This window comes from Bacillus sp. JJ1566, assembly GCF_036962685.1.
Taxonomy (GTDB): domain Bacteria; phylum Bacillota; class Bacilli; order Bacillales; family Bacillaceae_L; genus Ferdinandcohnia.
Genome location: NZ_JBALOP010000002.1, coordinates 58353 through 76065, shown reverse-complemented (window position 1 = coordinate 76065; position 17713 = coordinate 58353). Strand labels below are relative to the sequence as shown.

The 17713-nt window shown below is 37.2% G+C and carries 20 protein-coding genes; 6 read left to right on the top strand and 14 right to left on the bottom strand.

Translation table 11 applies throughout. The features are described 5' to 3' along the window. The 3 genes from V7112_RS01265 to typA all read right to left on the bottom strand — a co-directional run bounded on the left by V7112_RS01265 (position 1) and on the right by typA (position 2512). Positions 1–285 (bottom strand): hypothetical protein, encoded by a 285-nt coding sequence (locus V7112_RS01265; protein WP_335414228.1) that lies wholly within the window; start codon positions 283–285, stop codon positions 1–3. An 11-nt stretch (positions 286–296) separates the two neighbouring features. After that, the gene (locus tag V7112_RS01260) at positions 297–602 is read right to left on the bottom strand and encodes a YlaH-like family protein (RefSeq protein WP_438823851.1); all 306 of its coding nucleotides are present in this window, start codon (positions 600–602) and stop codon (positions 297–299) included. A gap of 68 nt (positions 603–670) precedes the next feature. Beyond that, positions 671–2512, bottom strand: coding sequence for a translational GTPase TypA (gene typA, locus V7112_RS01255; protein WP_335414225.1), 1842 nt, complete (start codon positions 2510–2512; stop codon positions 671–673). 235 nt (positions 2513–2747) lie between these two features. Here typA and V7112_RS01250 point away from each other — a divergent pair, with 235 nt between their 5' ends. Then, positions 2748–2933, top strand: a complete 186-nt coding sequence (locus tag V7112_RS01250) for a YlaF family protein (protein WP_335414222.1) — start codon at positions 2748–2750, stop codon at positions 2931–2933. A gap of 25 nt (positions 2934–2958) precedes the next feature. Here the strand turns inward: V7112_RS01250 and V7112_RS01245 are convergent, their stop codons facing one another. Beyond that, positions 2959–3753 carry an inositol monophosphatase family protein gene (locus V7112_RS01245; RefSeq protein WP_335414218.1) on the bottom strand — a complete coding sequence of 265 codons (795 nt, stop codon included), beginning with the start codon at positions 3751–3753 and terminating at the stop codon, positions 2959–2961. Between the two features lie 311 nt (positions 3754–4064). Beyond that, a complete protein-coding gene (locus tag V7112_RS01240; RefSeq protein ID WP_335414215.1) occupies positions 4065–4253 on the bottom strand; it encodes a hypothetical protein in 189 nt (62 codons plus the stop codon). Between the two features lie 209 nt (positions 4254–4462). On the opposite strand from V7112_RS01240, the gene V7112_RS01235 reads away from it, so the two are divergent. Beyond that, positions 4463–5098, top strand: coding sequence for a YktB family protein (locus tag V7112_RS01235; protein ID WP_335414212.1), 636 nt, complete (start codon positions 4463–4465; stop codon positions 5096–5098). 69 nt (positions 5099–5167) lie between these two features. Here V7112_RS01235 and V7112_RS01230 read toward each other — a convergent pair whose 3' ends face one another. Together V7112_RS01230 and V7112_RS01225 are read right to left on the bottom strand one after the other, a co-directional pair. Next, entirely contained in the window at positions 5168–5431 is a 264-nt protein-coding gene (locus V7112_RS01230; RefSeq protein ID WP_335414209.1) for a UPF0223 family protein, read from the bottom strand. Between the two features lie 11 nt (positions 5432–5442). Continuing rightward, the gene (locus V7112_RS01225) at positions 5443–6402 is read right to left on the bottom strand and encodes an NAD(P)H-dependent flavin oxidoreductase (RefSeq protein WP_335414206.1); all 960 of its coding nucleotides are present in this window, start codon (positions 6400–6402) and stop codon (positions 5443–5445) included. A gap of 722 nt (positions 6403–7124) precedes the next feature. On the opposite strand from V7112_RS01225, the gene V7112_RS01220 reads away from it, so the two are divergent. Continuing rightward, positions 7125–8597 carry an aminotransferase class I/II-fold pyridoxal phosphate-dependent enzyme gene (locus tag V7112_RS01220; RefSeq protein WP_335414204.1) on the top strand — a complete coding sequence of 491 codons (1473 nt, stop codon included), beginning with the start codon at positions 7125–7127 and terminating at the stop codon, positions 8595–8597. Between the two features lie 61 nt (positions 8598–8658). Here the strand turns inward: V7112_RS01220 and V7112_RS01215 are convergent, their stop codons facing one another. Beyond that, positions 8659–8775, bottom strand: coding sequence for a GapA-binding peptide SR1P (locus tag V7112_RS01215; RefSeq protein ID WP_335414201.1), 117 nt, complete (start codon positions 8773–8775; stop codon positions 8659–8661). Between the two features lie 285 nt (positions 8776–9060). On the opposite strand from V7112_RS01215, the gene V7112_RS01210 reads away from it, so the two are divergent. Then, a complete protein-coding gene (locus tag V7112_RS01210; RefSeq protein WP_335414198.1) occupies positions 9061–9489 on the top strand; it encodes a DUF1885 family protein in 429 nt (142 codons plus the stop codon). 62 nt (positions 9490–9551) lie between these two features. Here V7112_RS01210 and V7112_RS01205 read toward each other — a convergent pair whose 3' ends face one another. After that, positions 9552–9791 carry a hypothetical protein gene (locus V7112_RS01205; protein WP_335414194.1) on the bottom strand — a complete coding sequence of 80 codons (240 nt, stop codon included), beginning with the start codon at positions 9789–9791 and terminating at the stop codon, positions 9552–9554. Between the two features lie 247 nt (positions 9792–10038). Between V7112_RS01205 and V7112_RS01200 the strand changes: the two genes are divergently transcribed. After that, positions 10039–10419, top strand: a complete 381-nt coding sequence (locus V7112_RS01200) for a thioredoxin domain-containing protein (protein ID WP_335414191.1) — start codon at positions 10039–10041, stop codon at positions 10417–10419. A 40-nt stretch (positions 10420–10459) separates the two neighbouring features. Here the strand turns inward: V7112_RS01200 and lpdA are convergent, their stop codons facing one another. The 5 genes from lpdA to V7112_RS01175 all read right to left on the bottom strand — a co-directional run bounded on the left by lpdA (position 10460) and on the right by V7112_RS01175 (position 16543). After that, complete coding sequence (gene lpdA / locus V7112_RS01195; RefSeq protein WP_335414188.1) at positions 10460–11869, bottom strand: dihydrolipoyl dehydrogenase; 1410 nt, start codon at positions 11867–11869, stop codon at positions 10460–10462. 4 nt (positions 11870–11873) lie between these two features. Continuing rightward, complete coding sequence (locus tag V7112_RS01190) at positions 11874–13169, bottom strand: dihydrolipoamide acetyltransferase family protein (protein WP_335414183.1); 1296 nt, start codon at positions 13167–13169, stop codon at positions 11874–11876. 162 nt (positions 13170–13331) lie between these two features. Then, the gene (locus V7112_RS01185; protein ID WP_335414180.1) at positions 13332–14309 is read right to left on the bottom strand and encodes an alpha-ketoacid dehydrogenase subunit beta; all 978 of its coding nucleotides are present in this window, start codon (positions 14307–14309) and stop codon (positions 13332–13334) included. A 3-nt stretch (positions 14310–14312) separates the two neighbouring features. After that, positions 14313–15422: a pyruvate dehydrogenase (acetyl-transferring) E1 component subunit alpha gene (gene pdhA / locus V7112_RS01180; protein ID WP_335414176.1), complete on the bottom strand. Its 1110-nt coding sequence runs from the start codon at positions 15420–15422 to the stop codon at positions 14313–14315. Positions 15423–15871: 449 nt separating this feature from the next. Further along, complete coding sequence (locus tag V7112_RS01175; RefSeq protein ID WP_335414173.1) at positions 15872–16543, bottom strand: YkyA family protein; 672 nt, start codon at positions 16541–16543, stop codon at positions 15872–15874. Positions 16544–16744: 201 nt separating this feature from the next. Between V7112_RS01175 and def the strand changes: the two genes are divergently transcribed. Further along, positions 16745–17296 carry a peptide deformylase gene (def, locus tag V7112_RS01170; RefSeq protein ID WP_335414169.1) on the top strand — a complete coding sequence of 184 codons (552 nt, stop codon included), beginning with the start codon at positions 16745–16747 and terminating at the stop codon, positions 17294–17296. The last annotated feature ends 417 nt before the right edge of the window (positions 17297–17713 follow it).

Genomic DNA, 17713 nt, shown 5'->3' with positions numbered 1-17713 from the left:
TTATTCGTAATTCTGATATCTCTCAGGATGTTGACTGATTTGATCATGCATAATCTCGATTAACTCGGTCGAAAATCGCGTACTCTTTGCTTCTCCATCTATCGTATACTTCACAAAATAAAAAGAATCATCTTTTTGAATTTCGATATCCTTTAGCTTAAACTCATTCACTAAAATATCCTCGAAAAGATCGAATGTTTCCTTAGCTGCTGTATCGTCTGGTCTTGCTTCAGCCACAACTTTAATCGTTAACCAATTATAAATTGCATCCTGTAGGGATTTCATCAGATTACCTCCTACGCTTCACTTTTCTTTGTTTGGTGAAGGCGAATTTTATAAACAAGTAAAATAGCAGCGGTAATCGCTAATCCTTCTGCAATCGGTAGAAAAGCACCTAAAAACGTTAAAATTGTACAACCTAAGGCAAGACATACATAAATGACAATATTTTTTAACAATGGCAGTTTTTTTGCAAATCCTAAACGGAATACGATAATCGTTAGGAGTAAGATTACAAGGTACAATATATTTGCACCAACATTTGGAGTTGTCGAACTATAGATTGTTCTTGCAATCGGCCACATGTGTTCGTAGACATCCATATCCATTCATACCCTCTTTCTAACACTAACTATCATTAAAGTATCAGAAAGGGACAAGGTGCACAACCTTATTGATTCACTTCAGCAAGTTTTTTTCGTTTTGCTGCTTTTTCACGTTCATTTTTATCAAGAACCTTTTTACGTAAACGGATGGATTCTGGTGTAACTTCACAATACTCATCATCGTTTAAGTATTCGAGTGTTTCCTCTAATGACATAATTCGTGGCTTTTTCATGGTCGTTGTTTGGTCTTTATTAGCTGAACGCATGTTTGTCATTTGTTTCGCTTTCACGATATTAACCGTTAAATCATTTTCACGGGTATGTTCACCCACAATCATACCTTCATAAACTTCTGTACCAGGCTCAACAAAGATCGTACCACGGTCCTCAACACCCATAATTCCGTACTGTGTTGCTTTCCCAGTTTCCATTGATACAAGGACACCTTGTCTTCTTCCACCAACATTACCTGAAGCCATCGGCTTGTAGCTATCGAAGGTATGATTTAGAATTCCAAAGCCTCTTGTTAGGGTTAAAAATTCAGTTGTGTAGCCAATAAGTCCACGTGCAGGTACCATAAAGATAAGTCGTACTTGGCCATTACCATTGTTAATCATATCTAACATTTCGCCTTTACGTGCACCAATGGATTCCATGATTGAACCAGTATGCTCTTCAGGTACATCAATTTGAACACGTTCAACTGGTTCGCAGCGAACACCATCGATTTCTCTTACGATAACTTGTGGTTTAGATACTTGAAGTTCAAAGCCTTCACGGCGCATGTTTTCAATTAAAATAGATAGGTGAAGCTCTCCACGACCAGAAACAATCCATGCATCTGGAGAATCAGTATTATCTACGCGTAAGCTTACGTCAGTTTGAAGCTGCGCTCGTAAACGTTCTTCAATTTTACGTGATGTAACATATTTTCCTTCTCGTCCTGCGAATGGACTATTATTTACTAAAAATGTCATTTGTAATGTCGGCTCATCAATATGAAGAATTGGCAAAGCATCTTGGTGTTCTGTTGGACATACTGTTTCACCAACATTGATATCCTCCATACCTGATACAGCAATAAGATCTCCCGCTTTTGCTTCCTGGATTTCAATCCGTTTTAAACCTGAGAAACCAAAGATTTTTGTAACACGGAATTGTTTCACACTGCCATCTAATTTCATTAAAGCAACTTGCTGTCCAACATGCATGGTTCCTCTGAATACTCGTCCAATTCCAATTCTTCCAACATAATCGTTATAATCAAGTAAAGCTACTTGGAATTGTAATGGTTCTTCACTATTATCAATTGGAGCAGGGATGTTTTCAATGATACAGTCGAATAATGCTTCCATGTTCTCATCCTGTTGATGTGGATCTGTACTTGCTGTTCCATTGAGTGCTGAAGCATAGACGACCGGAAACTCTAATTGTTCTTCAGATGCATCTAACTCGATAAATAAGTCGATTACTTCATCGATAACTTCCTCTGGGCGAGCAAAGTCACGGTCAATTTTATTTACAACTACGATTGGTCTAAGATTTTGTTCCAATGCTTTTTTCAATACAAAACGAGTTTGTGGCATACAGCCTTCATAGGCATCGACGACTAATAATACGCCATCAACCATTTTCATAATACGTTCAACTTCCCCACCAAAGTCAGCATGTCCGGGAGTATCCATGATATTAATTCGCGTTTCCTTATAATTAATTGCTGTATTTTTGGCAAGAATGGTGATACCACGTTCACGCTCAATATCATTTGAGTCCATTACACGTTCATCTACATGCTCATTCGAACGGAATGTTCCTGATTGATGAAGCATTGTATCTACAAGTGTTGTTTTACCATGGTCAACGTGGGCGATAATTGCTATATTTCGTAAGTCATTACGTGTTGTCAAGATTTCACATCTCCTATTATCAAATTAAATTAGAAAAGCGCAAGGCGCTCTTTGCCTTCAAAAGCGATTGGCTAGACCAGAGAGCCGATGGCGCCTGGAGCTAGACAACTATTAACTAAATTATTTTTTACATTTTTTTACTTTCGAAAAAAATCGGAACTAAATTATTATATACCATAGAGTAGAAATAATATATATTTCCATGTAAAATAATTTGTAGAAAGGGGCAACAACTATGAAAAACGTGAATCTTCCAATGCTACTCATCGCAATTGCTACAGCAGTTTGTATTATGCTGATTGGTGTATCGATTGCTGAAAAAAGCCTGTTAGGTATTATTCTGTCTATTATTGCAGTAATTATTGTTACAGGTTTAGGATTTACAACAAAGAAAAAAATGCGTGAGAGTGGCAGACTTTAATTCTGCCTCTTCACGCATTTTTTGTTTATTTTCTTTTTAAAAACTTTGTAAAAATCTCTTTATGTAGGTTTGGTCTTGCGACAAAAACACTATTCTCTTTTAAAAAGTTTAATGGCTCCCCATCCAGCGTTGTTATCATTCCGCCTACCTCCTTTAAAAGAACTACACCGGCTGCAAAATCCCAAGGTGATAAGCGCATTGTGATGTAGACGTCAATTCTGCCAGTTACGAGATATGCGATTTCCAAAGCTGCCGAACCATAAGAACGAGTTCCTCGAACAGCATTTACAATTGGAATCAAAATTTTAGGATCAATTCGTTTATTCTCTGTAACCCATGTAGCATTTATGGCAACTATTGCCTCTTCAAGAGGGACTTCCCCTAAAGGTTCAATTTTTGTAGAGTTAAAATAGGCACCATGGTCTTTACGTGCGTGATAAAGTTCATCATGTACGACATCGTAAATAAGTCCAATTTGCCCCACTCCATCTTCATAGACTGCAACAGAAATTGCAAAATGGCGCTGTTGATGAACAAAATTCATTGTGCCATCAATAGGATCAATAATCCACGTGACACCTTCTAAGGAATTAATTTTATTTCCAAAGCCCTCCTCTCCAAGAATTTGATGAGATGGAAAAGTTCCATGGATTTTTTCGATAAAAAATTGTTCAGTTTCTTTATCCATATTTGTGACGAGATCATCAGGATTGGATTTTGTTTCAACTACAAGCTTTGCCTGGAACGAATCTCTTATCCGTTGCCCCGCTTCCCTTATCCAATGTTTTGCAAAATTCTCTATTTCATCCCAATTAACCATGTTTAGTACCTCACTTTTAATCAAATAAGCCTTGGCGTATTTGCAGCCCAGATTTTAGGCCCACAGGATGTGGGTCATAAAGACCTTGCCACATGATGTAGCGTTTTTAGTCTTTGATCTTACTTGGTCGAAAAGATACCTTTGAAAATCTGTGGCATCCGCCGGAGGCAGTAACTTTATACATCTCCAATGAATAAAGTTACCCAACGGATAGTATACGCTAAGTATCACTCTTTAAAAGCTTACTTTACTTATTTGCAGAAAAGCAAGCAATAAGGAAAGCGAACCAATTCTGGTTCGCCACCTAACATTTACACTTCAAGTTTAATAATTTCTTTGCTAAGCTTTTGTAGTTTCTTTTTACATTCAGCTTTTTTCAGTTCATCATTGTCAATCATCGCATCATAAAGGGTTGCCAATTCATAATCTACTTCCAAACGTAACACTGCCAAGCGTTTTTCTCCATCCTTACGCTTTAAATCATTTATCACTTGTTTCAATTTCCGCACCCCTTTCCACTTTTTCAATCCAAATTCCCTTTTTGACTATTCTTACTTGTTACCATTATCTTATGAAAAAACTGGTGCATTGTAACAAATATGTGCGTATACCTATATATGCCTTTATTTAAATTCAAAGCAGACTAGTTCAGAAATTCCTATGCTTTTGGTAAAATACCTATAGGAATATCATTAGGAGGATACATAAAATGACTTTTACAGGATTTACAAAAGAAGACTTTGACGTATTTACAATAGATGGGCTAGAAAATCGAATGGATGCATTAATTACACATGTTCGGCCTAAATTAGAGGATTTAGGGAATCATTTTGCCCCTACACTTTCTAGTCTTACTGGAGATGAAATGTTTGCTCATGTGGCAAAACATGCAAGAAGGACAATCAATCCACCTAAAGATACTTGGGTTGCGTTTGCAAATAATAAGCGAGGTTATAAAATGCTGCCTCATTTTCAAATCGGATTGTGGAACACTCATCTTTTTGTTTGGTTTGCGGTTATATACGAAGCTCCGATTAAGCAAGAGTTTGGCACGATTTTAATGGAACAATCCAAGAAAGTAAGGGAAAGTGTTCCAAACCATTTCCTATGGTCAGTTGATCACACAAAACCCGATACACTTATCCATCATGGGTTAAACAAACAAGAACTTGAATCCATGTTCACACGACTTCAAACTGTCAAAAAGGCTGAGATACTTTGTGGAATTAACATTTCTCGAGACGAAGTAATTGATATGAAAGCTGAAGAATTGGTACGAGTAATTGATGGAACTTTCAGAAAGTTACTCCCATTATACCAGTTAGCACAACAAAGTTCAAAATAAGTTTCGAAAACGATTCATTTTTCGACAAGCTTTCAATGAAAAAAGGATGTCCTAGACATCCTTTTTTTCCTACATTTTGATGATTTCCGTATTTTCTTTTGCCTTTTGGATAACACGGTATGCAGAATACCCGCTTGTTTCCTCAAATTCACCGCAAACCTTTTTTTCTTCAGATTTGCTCGGAACAATTTCTTTAAAGCGTTTATATGCCTGCATCATTTTTTCCCTTGCAATTCCCTTTTCATACGCTTTTTCAACACATTCAAAAAAGGCAATTACATCGACAACTTCATCCGTGCTCCAATCATATGAAATCGGATATTGATAATCCAACTATCTCACCTCTATTTACTCCACTTGTTCCTGATTTGCTCGGCCTCGGAGATCGTTTGATCAAATAGCTCGGCTACTGTTGGTTCATCTTTGATCAGACCCATAACCTGACCAGCCCAAGCAAATCCACCATCTAATTTTCCTTCATAAATATAGCTCATATTAGCTTGACCACTTATGTAATCCTTTAATCCTTCATATCCGCTGTTTGCTTCTTCTAATTGAAGAATTTTCGAAGTCCATTCATTTGCAATAGCCCTGCCTGGCGCGCCAAGTGATCGTTTAATCACAACAGTATCATTTTCAGTTCCTTTTATCAATGCATCTTTATAGCCTTGATGGGCATGAACACATTCTTTTGTAGCAATAAAACGAGTTCCCATTTCAATTCCTTCAGCCCCTAAACTTAATGCTGCCATTAAGCCACGCGCATCACCAATCCCACCAGATGCGATAACTGGAATGGATACCGCATCGACAACCTGTGGAATAAGAACCATTGTTCCGATATCCTGTCTGCCAAGGTGACCTCCACCCTCTTGGCCAACTACCATCACAGCATCGGCTCCTAATTCCTCGGCTTTTTGCGCTTGTCTTCTAGCTGCAACAAGAACAAGCTTCTTTGTGTTAACACCTTTTAATTGTTCAAAAATAGGGGCAGGGTTCCCGCCAGTCATTGTAATGACAGGCACTTCTTCCTCGATTGCTACTTCAAGCATGTCTGAAAATGGTCTTCCATGTTGTCCAATCGCATAGTTAACCCCAAACGGATTATTTGTTAGTTCTTTTACTTTTTTAATTTCATTGCGGAGCTCCTCAGGCGTATCAAGTGACATTGCTGTAATTTGACCTAGTCCACCTGCATTTGAAACTGCAGCTGCAAGCTCGGAATAAGCTAAATATGCAAGACCTCCTTGAACGATTGGATATTTTATACCTAATAACGTCGAAACCTTTGTTTCCCAATTCATTAGACTCCCACCTTTCAACTAAACCATTTCGTGATTAAAACTGAAAACTCCTCTTTTTTTGTTTTCTTTAGCAAAGTTTTAACAGTCTAATCAAATACGCTTTGGCGTATTTGCGCCCGATTTTTTTCGAGCTTGCTCGAAAATATTCCTTTGAAAAATCGTGGCATCCACCGGAGGTTTTAACTTTATTCAGTCGGAGTTTAAACCCCAATTGTATTGTATACTCTGAATCATTCATCACCCATTTTTTAGAAGTATACCTTATTCTGAATAAAGTTAAATGATTAATTATCATTCAATGAGACAATTTAAGAAAGAGAAATATTTTTATATGCAAACGGTAAGAGAAGTGCTATAATTCATTTGTTTTATGTAACGAATGCGCATGCGTCTTGAATCGCGGACTCGACTAAATACTGCCACGTCCTGTGGAAAACGTCGATGTCAGCACGTCCTCGAAAATGCAATGCATTTTCTTCGTGCGATGATTATGCTGTCGAAGCCTTCCTTGTCCTGTGCAAGTCCGACAAGCAAGAAGAGCCGGCTAGAAGGTTGCAACTTGACCTTCTTGATGGAATGGCTTGTGACCGCGAGCTGCTCAAAGCAAAAGCTTTTCGCAAGATACTCCTAGAAGATTATTCAGGATGAAAACTGGCTAGGCGCTGGAGCTGGATGTAGAATCGTACGTTTATTCATTTTAAATAAAGAGGTGTGGTTATCAATTGTCACAAAATGAAACACCATTATTTACTGGTCTTGTTGAACACGCAAAAAAGAATCCAACCCAATTCCATATCCCAGGACATAAAAAAGGAGCTGGAATTGACCCTGAATTTCGAAACTTTATCGGTGTTAATGCCTTATCCATCGATTTAATCAATATTGGACCTTTAGATGATCTACATCAGCCTAAGGGGATAATTAAGCAAGCGCAAGACCTTGCTGCCGAAGCCTTTGGTGCGGATCATACATTTTTTTCTGTTCAAGGCACGAGTGGAGCCATCATGACAATGGTCATGGCTGTCTGTGGCCCTGGAGATAAAATCATAGTACCAAGAAACGTACACAAATCTGTAATGTCAGCCATTGTTTTTTCAGGTGCAGTTCCTATTTTCATTCATCCTGAAATTGATAATCAATTAGGTATTTCTCATGGAATCACTACAGACTCCGTTGAAAAAGCACTTGAACAGCATCCTGATGCAAAAGGCTTACTTGTGATTAACCCAACTTATTTTGGGATAGCGGCAGACCTAAAAAAAATTGTAGATATCGCTCATTCCTATGATGTTCCGGTTCTCGTTGACGAGGCACATGGTGTTCATATTCACTTCCATGAAGGGCTTCCCCCATCAGCAATGCAGGCTGGTGCAGACATGGCCGCTACAAGCGTCCATAAACTTGGAGGATCAATGACACAAAGCTCTATTTTAAATGTAAAAGAAGGTTTAGTTTCCGCTAACAGAGTTCAATCCATTTTAAGTATGCTCACAACAACGTCTACTTCTTATTTGCTATTAGCATCATTAGACGTTGCAAGGAAACGTTTAGTGACAGAAGGTCATGACCTCATTGAAAAAACAATCGAATTAGCCAATTATATTCGAGACAGAATCAATGAAATCGACAAACTATATTGTGTTGGGCGAGAAATTTTAGGCTCTAAAGCCACATTTGATTTTGACCCGACAAAATTAATTATTTCTGTAAAAGATCTTGGCATTACAGGGTCAGATGCGGAAGTTTGGTTACGTGAAAAATATAATATTGAAGTGGAGATGTCCGACCTCTACAACATCCTATGTATTGTGACACCTGGCGATTCTAAAAAAGAAGCCGATTTACTGATTGAGGCGCTAGCTAATCTTTCCGATGAAGTATCCCATTTTTCAGAATCAAGAACTGTTCCAGAAGTTTTGCTTCCAGATATTCCAGTTCTTGCTTTATCACCAAGGGATGCATTTTATTCTGAAACAGAAGTGGTACCATTTGAAGAATCTGCCGGACGTGTAATAGCGGAATTCATAATGGTATATCCGCCCGGAATACCCATTTTTATCCCTGGAGAAATCATTACCGAAGAGAACTTAACCTATATACAAACAAATGTTGAAGCAGGACTCCCTGTCCAAGGACCTGAGGATTATGAATTAAAATTTCTACGCGTCATCAAAGAGCACAGAGCAATTCGTTAAAGCCCAAAAAGAAAGCATGCAATTTCTGCATGCTTTTTTCATATAGTTTGAATAAAATAAATCAGTTTTCTTCGTGATGGCAATCGCAATGGTCGCATGTTGAATAAAGTGTTGTTACTTTTTCGTATTCAAAGTGCTCAATTGTCTCGCTGCAAGTTTGACAGATGATTGTACCCATTATTCAAAGCCCCTTTCGAAAAGTAGATTTCCTTCAACTCATTTGAAAACGCTTTATGTTATGTTACTTATATAATAGTATGTCACATTTAGTTAGTCAATGGTTAATTGTATAACATTATTAAATTTTTTAAATAAATTTTCAGCATATACGCTACAATCCTTCTATATCCGCATCCTTAATAATCTGAAGTTGTAAGTATTACCAATAAAATGCTAGAATAGGAGTGAATTCACAAGAATAAGAGATATATAATGAATACAATCTGGAGTAGGAGTGAAAAGTTTGGAAAACGCATACATAAAGCTTGTTCCTGCATCAAACGTACAAAATATTTCACTTGATGATGTCAAAGACCTCTTTAGCTATTATAAAGAAATTACAGGTAAAACCGGTAGGCAGCTTGATTGGGATTACGATAACGCTGCATTTCCTTACCAAATAAAAGAAATGAATCAAGAAAAAAACTGGTTTTATTTAAAATCAGATCACCAAAAATACAATGCAATCATAGTTGGAGTTGGTCATGAGAACATTGAAGAGCAAAATGGTGAGAATACAGACCAATGTTATATACAGGTTACTCTTCCCGAAAGTTCAACTGTTGGTGACAAAGGAAAAGCAAATGAATTTTGCAAGTTTTTAGCTAAAAAACTTGAAGGCGAATTGCACCTATTCAATGAACGAGTTATGTATTTTTATAAACGAAAATAACGGCATGTTTTGTAAGTCTTTGAGTCTAAAAATAGACCATATCCTTGAGATGTGGTCTATTTTTACGTAAATGCCCAATACACCTTTTCAAAGGAGAAAAAACAAAAAAATGAGATGGCCGTTATTACAAGGGATCCTTTTCGTGTCAACCCGATTTTGGTAGCAATTAAGAAGGCAATATAACAAAAGATAATCAATAATATTCCTTTTGCAAGCAGGCTGTCAGAGCCCGATAGCCATGTAACCAATGAAAAAGTACTCCAAATTAAAACCTGAATCAATCCAATTACATATACCTTCATGAAAGAAACTCCCCTTTTACCTTCAGGTCATATGCATGTCTTTTATAAAATCTATTTACTATATTAATTAATATGCACAAAAAGATAGTAGTATTTTTCATTTATGTAACAAATCGATTACATTGGAAAGAATTTTTAGAATACATGATAAAATAAATTGGAATGAAAAAATAGGTGTTTTGTATTATCTAAGATTAGCTGTAAAGACCTATACATTTGACTATTTTATGGAAGAGTGATAATAAAAATGAAAGCATATACTCTAATCATACTTTCTTTTTTTATTCTTTCCTCGTGTTCTTCGCACAAGGCTCAGCCACCAATACCGGAAACCGATGAAAAGCAAATTATCTTTTTTTCCGATGAGGATAATCTTCGTAATGAAAGCAGCTACTATGATGCTTTACTGGAGCTTAGAAATAAATTTCCAACTGAAATTGCGAATATGAAGGTTATATCTTCTGAAGAAAATAGACTTTATACGAAATATCAGATAGAGGAATATCCATCTTTATTAATTATTCAACAAGATAAAGTCCTTGAAAAAATTGAAGGGAATTTGGATAAAGACGAAATCATTACCCCTTTGGAAAATGTATTATCTTCATCGACAAGTTCAAAAAAATAATAACAAAAAATCGCTCCAAAACGGAGCGATTTTTTTGTATTTATTTTACAATATGAATTGGAGTTCCTAGAGCAACTTCTGCTGCCTCCATTGTAATTTCACCAAGTGTTGGGTGAGCGTGAATGGTCATTGCGATATCTTCTGCAGTCATTCCAGCTTCAACTGCAAGACCTAATTCAGAGATGATATCTGATGCACTTTCACCAGCTACTTGAGCACCGATTAGAAGTCCATCTTCTTTACGAGTAATGAGCTTCACAAAACCATCTGTTGCTTCTAGAGCAAGCGCACGACCGTTTGCTGCATATGGGAATTTAGCTGCTACGATTTCAATTCCTTCGTCTTTTGCTTGTTGTTCAGTGTAACCAACAGTAGCAAGTTCAGGTTCAGAGAACACAACAGCAGGAATTCCTAAATAGTCAATTTCTGACGGCTGACCAGCAATTGCTTCTGCAGCAATTTTACCTTCATATGATGCTTTGTGTGCTAATTGAGGTCCAGGAACAATATCACCGATTGCGAAGATATTGCTTACGCTTGTACGGCATTGTTTGTCAATGTCGATTACGCCTCTCTCACTCATTTTAACACCTGCAAGTTCTAAGCCAAGCTCATCCGTATTAGGACGACGTCCAACCATTACGAACACATAATCTGCATCGATTGATTGTTCTTCACCTTTTACTTCATACTTCACTGTTACACCATTTTCGGTTTCTTCAACACCTTTAGCTAATGCCTTAGTGATGATTTCTGCACCTTTTTTCTTTAGGTTCTTTTTAACAATTGAAGTCATTTGCTTTTCAAATCCAAGTAGAATGTCATCTGCACCTTCTAGGATTGTTACTTGTGATCCAAAGTTTGCATAAGCACCACCAAGCTCAATACCGATAACACCGCCGCCGATCACAACGATTTTTTCAGGTACTTCTTGAAGTCCGAGTGCACCTGTTGAATCAAGAACACGTTTTGAGAACTTAAATGATGGAATCTCGATTGGACGAGAACCAGTCGCAATAATTGCATTTTTGAAATTGTAAGTTTGTGCAGAGTTTTCGCTCATCACACGTAGTGAGTTTGCATCTACAAAGTATGCTTCCCCTTGAACAACATCAACTTTGTTACCTTTAAGTAATCCTGCAACTCCACCAGTTAATTTTTTAACAACACCATCTTTAAATGCTTGAACTTTTGAAAAATCAAGTGTAACATTCTCAGCTTTGATTCCCATTGAATCAGAATTTTTAGCTGTGTCAAAACGGTGTCCTGCGGAGATTAATGCCTTAGATGGGATACATCCAACGTTAAGACAAACGCCACCAACAGTAGCTTTCTCTACAATGGTTACTTTTTGTCCAAGCTGTGCTGCACGAATTGCTGCAACATATCCACCAGGGCCGGAACCAATTACTATTGTGTCTGTTTCGATTGGGAAATCTCCTACTACCATTTTATTACGCCTCCATTAATAATAATTGTGGGTCATTCAACAAGCGTTTAATTTGGTTGAGTGCGTTTTGAGCAGTAGCCCCATCAATCATACGGTGATCGAAGCTTAATGATACAGCAAGTACTGGAGCTACAACAATTTCACCGTTTTTCACAACCGGTTTTTCTGCAATACGACCGATTCCTAAGATTGCAACCTCAGGATGGTTAATTACAGGTGTAAACCATTGACCGCCTGCTGACCCAATATTGCTAATTGTACATGATGCACCTTTCATTTCATCAGGAGCAAGCTTACCGTCACGAGCCTTAGCTGCTAATTCATTAATTTCATTTGAAATTGTGAAAATAGATTTACGATCTGCATCTTTTACAACTGGAACTAGAAGTCCTCTATCAGTATCAGCTGCAATGCCGATATTGTAGTAATGCTTATGAATAATCTCATCAGTTGCATCATCAAGTGATGTATTTAATGCAGGGAATTCACGTAATGCTGAAGTTAATGCCTTAACTACATAAGGAAGGTATGTTAATTTAATACCTTTTTCAGCTGCAACTGCTTTGAATTTCTTACGGTGTGCAACCAATTCTGTAACATCAACTTCGTCCATTAATGTAACATGTGGTGCAGTATGTTTTGAGTTCACCATAGCCTTAGCAATTGCTTTACGGATACCACTCATTTTTTCACGAGTCTCAGGATACTGACCTGCAGGAATTGGTTGTTTTGCAGGAGCTTTTGCTGTCTCTTGAGTAGCTGCTTGTGGAGCTTCAGCTGCTTTGTTTTCTTGCGCAGCAGTTGCACCACCAGAAAGGAATGCATCAATGTCCGACTTCATTATTCTACCATTATCACCACTGCCTGCAACCTTTTTAATATCAATACCTTTTTCACGTGCATATTTACGAACGGAAGGCATAGCAATGACACGACGATTTTCATCAACATCTGCAGCAGGTGCAGTTGCTTCCGGAGCAGTCGCAGTCGGTTGTTCTTCCTTAGCTTCTTGTTTAGGAGCTTCGTCAGTTTCTTCACCTTTAAATTGAATGTCCTCATATCCAGGAGCATCAAATTTAATTAGCGTATCACCTACAATTGCAACCGTTCCTTCTTCTACAAGAATATCTAATACCTTTCCTTTAACAGGGGAAGGAATTTCTACTACTGCTTTATCATTTTGAACCTCACAAAGAACATCGTCCTCATTTACTTCATCGCCTGGTTTTACAAACCATTTTACGATTTCACCCTCATGGATACCTTCACCGATATCAGGCAACTTAAATTCAAATGCCACGGTTTTCGCCTCCTAAATAGTTAGTTTCTTGACCCCATCCTTTTTAAGGTGGGGACCTCTTTTAGAATAAAATAAAATATGCCTTGGTGTACGGGTCTACATATGATGTTATAGCTGTTATCTCGTACACCAAAGGCTTTTTTCATTAAATTGATTATATAATTAGAAGTTCAGTACTTTTTTAGCTGTTTCAATGACATCCTTGAAGTTTGGTAACCAAACTGATTCTGCTTGTGAGAATGGATATACAGTATCAGGTGCAGTTACACGTAATACTGGAGCTTCTAAACTTAAGATTGCACGATCATTGATTTCAGCAACTACGTTTGCAGCGATTCCAGCTTGTTTTTGAGCCTCTTGAACAACAATTGCACGTCCTGTTTTTTCAACAGAAGCGATAATGGTTGGAATATCTAATGGGCTAACCGTACGTAGGTCAATAACCTCTGCAGAAACGCCCTCTTTTTCTAACTCAGTTGCAGCTTTTAAACACTCGTGTACCATCGCACCATAAGAAATCATAGTAAGATCTGTACCTTCACGTTTTACTTCTGCTTTTCCAAGTTCAATCGTGTATTCACCTTCTGGAACCTCTTGGCGGAATGAACGGTAAAGTTTCATATGCTCTAAGAAGATAACCGGATCATTGTCACGAATCGCAGAAATTAATAGACCTTTTGCATCGTATGGTGTTGACGGAATTACAACCTTAAGACCAGGTTGCTGCGCCATTAATCCTTCTAAGCTATCTGCGTGCAGTTCTGGTGTATGTACACCGCCACCGAATGGTGAACGAATTGTTACTGGAGCAGTGTAACGACCGCCTGAACGATAACGCATACGTGCTAATTGGCCACTGATGGAATCAATAACCTCATAGACAAAGCCAAAGAACTGAATTTCCGGAACTGGACGGTAGCCTTCTAAGCTAAGACCCACAGCAAGCCCACCGATACCTGATTCAGCAAGTGGCGTATCAAATACACGATCTTCACCGAATTCAGCCTGTAGGCCTTCAGTAGCACGGAACACACCGCCGTTAACTCCAACGTCTTCTCCAAAAACTAAGACATTCGGGTCATTTTTTAATTCTGTGCGTAACGCATCAGTGATTGCTTGAATCATTGTCATTTGCGCCATGGCTTACTTCGACTCCTTCGCTTTATAGATTTCCATTTGCTCCTCTAAATTTTGAGGAAGCTCTTCGAACATATGTGAAATAAGGTCAGTAACCTTTTGTTTTGGTTGTTCATCTGCTTTTTTGATTGCATTCTTGATATCTTCTTTTGCTTCTTCAATCACTTGGTTTTCTAATTCTTCATTCCAAATACCTTTAGCTTCAAGGTACTTACGGAAACGAACGAGTGGATCTTTCTTTTCCCATTCATTGTCAAGCTCAGAAGTACGATATCTAGTTGGGTCATCCCCAGCCATTGTATGTGGACCATAACGATAAGTCATAGTCTCAATTAATGTTGGTCCATCACCATTAACTGCACGCTCACGAGCTTCTTTAACAGCTACATATACTGCAAGTGGATCCATTCCATCAACTTGAATTCCAGGAATACCAGCTGCTACAGCTTTTTGAGCTAAAGTTTGTGCTGCAGATTGTTTTTCAACAGGTGTAGAAATAGCAAAACGGTTGTTTTGAACCATGAATATTGCAGGTGCTTTGAACGCTCCAGCAAAGTTAATTCCTTCGTAGAAATCACCTTGCGAAGTTCCACCATCACCAGTATAAGTAATAGCAACTGATTTCTTGCCGCGTTTTTTCATACCTAATGCAACACCAGCACACTGTATGTATTGTGCCCCAATGATGATTTGTGGAGAAATTACATTAACACCTTCAGGCATTTGGTTTCCATGGAAATGTCCACGTGAGAATAAAAACGCTTGATATAATGGTAAGCCATGCCATACGATCTGAGGTACATCACGGTAACCTGGTAAAATAAAATCTTCTTTTTCTAAAGCAAATTGAGAGGCAAGTTGAGATGCTTCTTGACCTGCAGTAGGAGCATAGAAACCTAAACGACCTTGACGGTTTAATGAAATAGAGCGTTGGTCAAGGATTCGTGTATAAACCATTCTTCTCATTAATTCTTTTAATTGATCATCACTTAAATCAGGAACAGCAGCTTTATTTACTACTTCTCCTTCTTCATTTAAGATCTGAAACATAGGAAAGTTTTCTGCAACCTTATTCAGTTGCCCTTGTAAATCAAAGACATTTGCTTTAACAGCCATCTTCTTCTCGCTTCCTTTCTTACCCTATTTTCTAAATACAAAACATACAGCATTAGGTTACCCAAAAATATATCTTTTCAAAGACATTTTTTATCCGCTAGGACATGGTCTTTAGATGTAGTGACTTTTAGTCATGCTCGAAAAGGATATTCTGATTCCTAAATGAAGCTGTATTAATTATTTTGGTAAAGCAATTAATACAACTGCTCTCTATCCATTTCCAAGTTTACAACAATGAAAGAGAGTCGTCAAATTGTTTGTTTACTGTTTTATTACTTGTCCTCTAATTTTTATTTTTTTGCAATTTTATCCATATAAAAAAACTGTACCAGTACACATTTGTCTTCTGTATCACAAGAAAAAATTTTACATAGAGTCTTTTTATAAAAAAACCTTAAAAATCCATTAAAAAAGGGCTACCAACAATGGTAGCCCTTTCATCATGTGTATTATTCTTCTTCTTTAAAAACAACTTCTAAACCAGCATTTTTATAGAATGATACCTTTGCTTTATTGTATTGATCAGTCAGATTATTGAAGGTATCGTTTGCTGTTGATACTTTATTATACGTTTCATTAATGCTATCTACTTGTTGCTTTAATTCCTCACTTGTAAGCTCCTTATTTTGAAACATTTCATAAAGTTTACGATCAAGTTGAATTGATTCCATATAGTGAGTATTTAATTCTTCAAAGCTATCGTAGCGCTGATTCATTAACGATACTAAATTATTAGCTTCTTCCTTTAAATTTTCATCATCTATTTCTGAAATAAAATCCGAAATTTTTTGGAATTCTTTTTTTGCCGCCTTCATACTTTCATATTCATTGTTGCTTCTTTTTTCTCTTTCAGATACAACATTAATTGCTTCATTTGAAAGGACAACAATCTGCTCAAATTCCTTCATTCCTAAGGTTAATATTTCATCGTACAACTCTTTTTCTTTCTTTCCCAATTCTTCTAATGGATCTTGTTGTTCTTCAAAGTCCTTTTCAACTGTGACCACTTTTTCTAATGTCTCGTAAATTTGTTCTTCGGGAGATGGCCCGCCCGTACATCCTAATAAGAGAAAAACCAAACAAATTAAAATAAATGAAAGTTTAAACGTTTTATTTTTCACAATCTGCTCCCCCTTAGCTACTTACAATATACTATATAATAAGTTGTTTTCATAACATAAATTTTTTGATTAAATTTATTTTAAATATATTACTTTGTCCAAGCTTTAGAACAAGTGTGATGCCGAAACTTTTGTATTTCAAAAAGACAGAACCTTTGATAAACTTAACTAAAAAAGCATCAAGTTCAGGAAGTGATATCGATGATTACAATGGAAAATATTATCCGTGAAGGCCACCCAACTTTACGGAAAGTTGCAAAAGAAGTTGCTTTGCCAGCATCGGCTGAAGACCGTAAAACATTAGAAGAACTCATTGAATATGTAAAAAACAGTCAGGACCCTGAAATTGCAGAAAAATATGCTCTAAGACCAGGAATTGGGCTTGCCGCACCACAGATTAATGTGTCAAAGCGTATGATTGCAGTGCATCTAATGGAAGATGACGTTCTTAATAGCTACGCTTTGTTCAATCCAAAGATTATTAGTCATTCGGTTAAAAAGAGTTATTTAACAGCTGGCGAAGGATGCTTATCTGTTGACCGGGCTGTACCAGGCTATGTTCCTCGTTATGCAAAAATCAAAGTGAAGGGATCCACTCTGAATGGTGAAGAAATCATTGTAGAGCTCAAAGGTCTAACGGCTATTTGTTTTCAGCATGAAATCGACCATTTAAATGGAGTAATGTTTTATGACCATATAAATGATGAAGACCCGTTTGCTGAACCAGAAAATGCAATTCCCATTGAACGCTAATTTGTGTGTATCGATGTGGAGGCACGTCGGTGCTTTTCTAATAGCTTCCAATAATTTGCCATGATAATCATTTCCTTTTATTCGCATACTAAAGACAAACTTATAACAACGCATCGTTATTGAAATGTTTAAAGTCTGAGGAAAAAGGAGATGATAGTCATGCTAAAAAAGTTACGGAAAAAATTAAAAAAGCAGTGGCAGGATTTAGTGAAAAGGAAATCAATAGCGTAGTTTACTATGACGATAGAGCCCTTCGTGTTCGGAGGGCTCGTTATGTACTATCAGTACATTTAATGATATAATTAACTTTTGAGCGTACGGTGCTTTAGACTTCGATTCAAACGACTTTATCCAAAAAAGTCATAGTCTTCGCCTCTAAATTACCCCCTCTTTTTACCTATTTGCAATACATTAGAT

Excerpts from the sequence above, each read along its gene's own strand:
- V7112_RS01265 (WP_335414228.1), bottom strand. The coding sequence starts at position 285 with ATGAAATCCCTACAGGATGCAATTTATAATTGGTTAACGATTAAAGTT.
- V7112_RS01260 (WP_438823851.1), bottom strand. The coding sequence starts at position 602 with ATGGATGTCTACGAACACATGTGGCCGATTGCAAGAACAATCTATAGT.
- V7112_RS01250 (WP_335414222.1), top strand. The coding sequence starts at position 2,748 with ATGAAAAACGTGAATCTTCCAATGCTACTCATCGCAATTGCTACAGCA.
- V7112_RS01245 (WP_335414218.1), bottom strand. The coding sequence starts at position 3,753 with ATGGTTAATTGGGATGAAATAGAGAATTTTGCAAAACATTGGATAAGG.
- V7112_RS01235 (WP_335414212.1), top strand. The coding sequence starts at position 4,463 with ATGACTTTTACAGGATTTACAAAAGAAGACTTTGACGTATTTACAATA.
- V7112_RS01225 (WP_335414206.1), bottom strand. The coding sequence starts at position 6,402 with ATGAATTGGGAAACAAAGGTTTCGACGTTATTAGGTATAAAATATCCA.
- V7112_RS01215 (WP_335414201.1), bottom strand. The coding sequence starts at position 8,775 with ATGGGTACAATCATCTGTCAAACTTGCAGCGAGACAATTGAGCACTTT.
- V7112_RS01205 (WP_335414194.1), bottom strand. The coding sequence starts at position 9,791 with ATGAAGGTATATGTAATTGGATTGATTCAGGTTTTAATTTGGAGTACT.
- V7112_RS01200 (WP_335414191.1), top strand. The coding sequence starts at position 10,039 with ATGAAAGCATATACTCTAATCATACTTTCTTTTTTTATTCTTTCCTCG.
- lpdA (WP_335414188.1), bottom strand. The coding sequence starts at position 11,869 with ATGGTAGTAGGAGATTTCCCAATCGAAACAGACACAATAGTAATTGGT.
- V7112_RS01185 (WP_335414180.1), bottom strand. The coding sequence starts at position 14,309 with ATGGCGCAAATGACAATGATTCAAGCAATCACTGATGCGTTACGCACA.
- pdhA (WP_335414176.1), bottom strand. The coding sequence starts at position 15,422 with ATGGCTGTTAAAGCAAATGTCTTTGATTTACAAGGGCAACTGAATAAG.
- def (WP_335414169.1), top strand. The coding sequence starts at position 16,745 with ATGATTACAATGGAAAATATTATCCGTGAAGGCCACCCAACTTTACGG.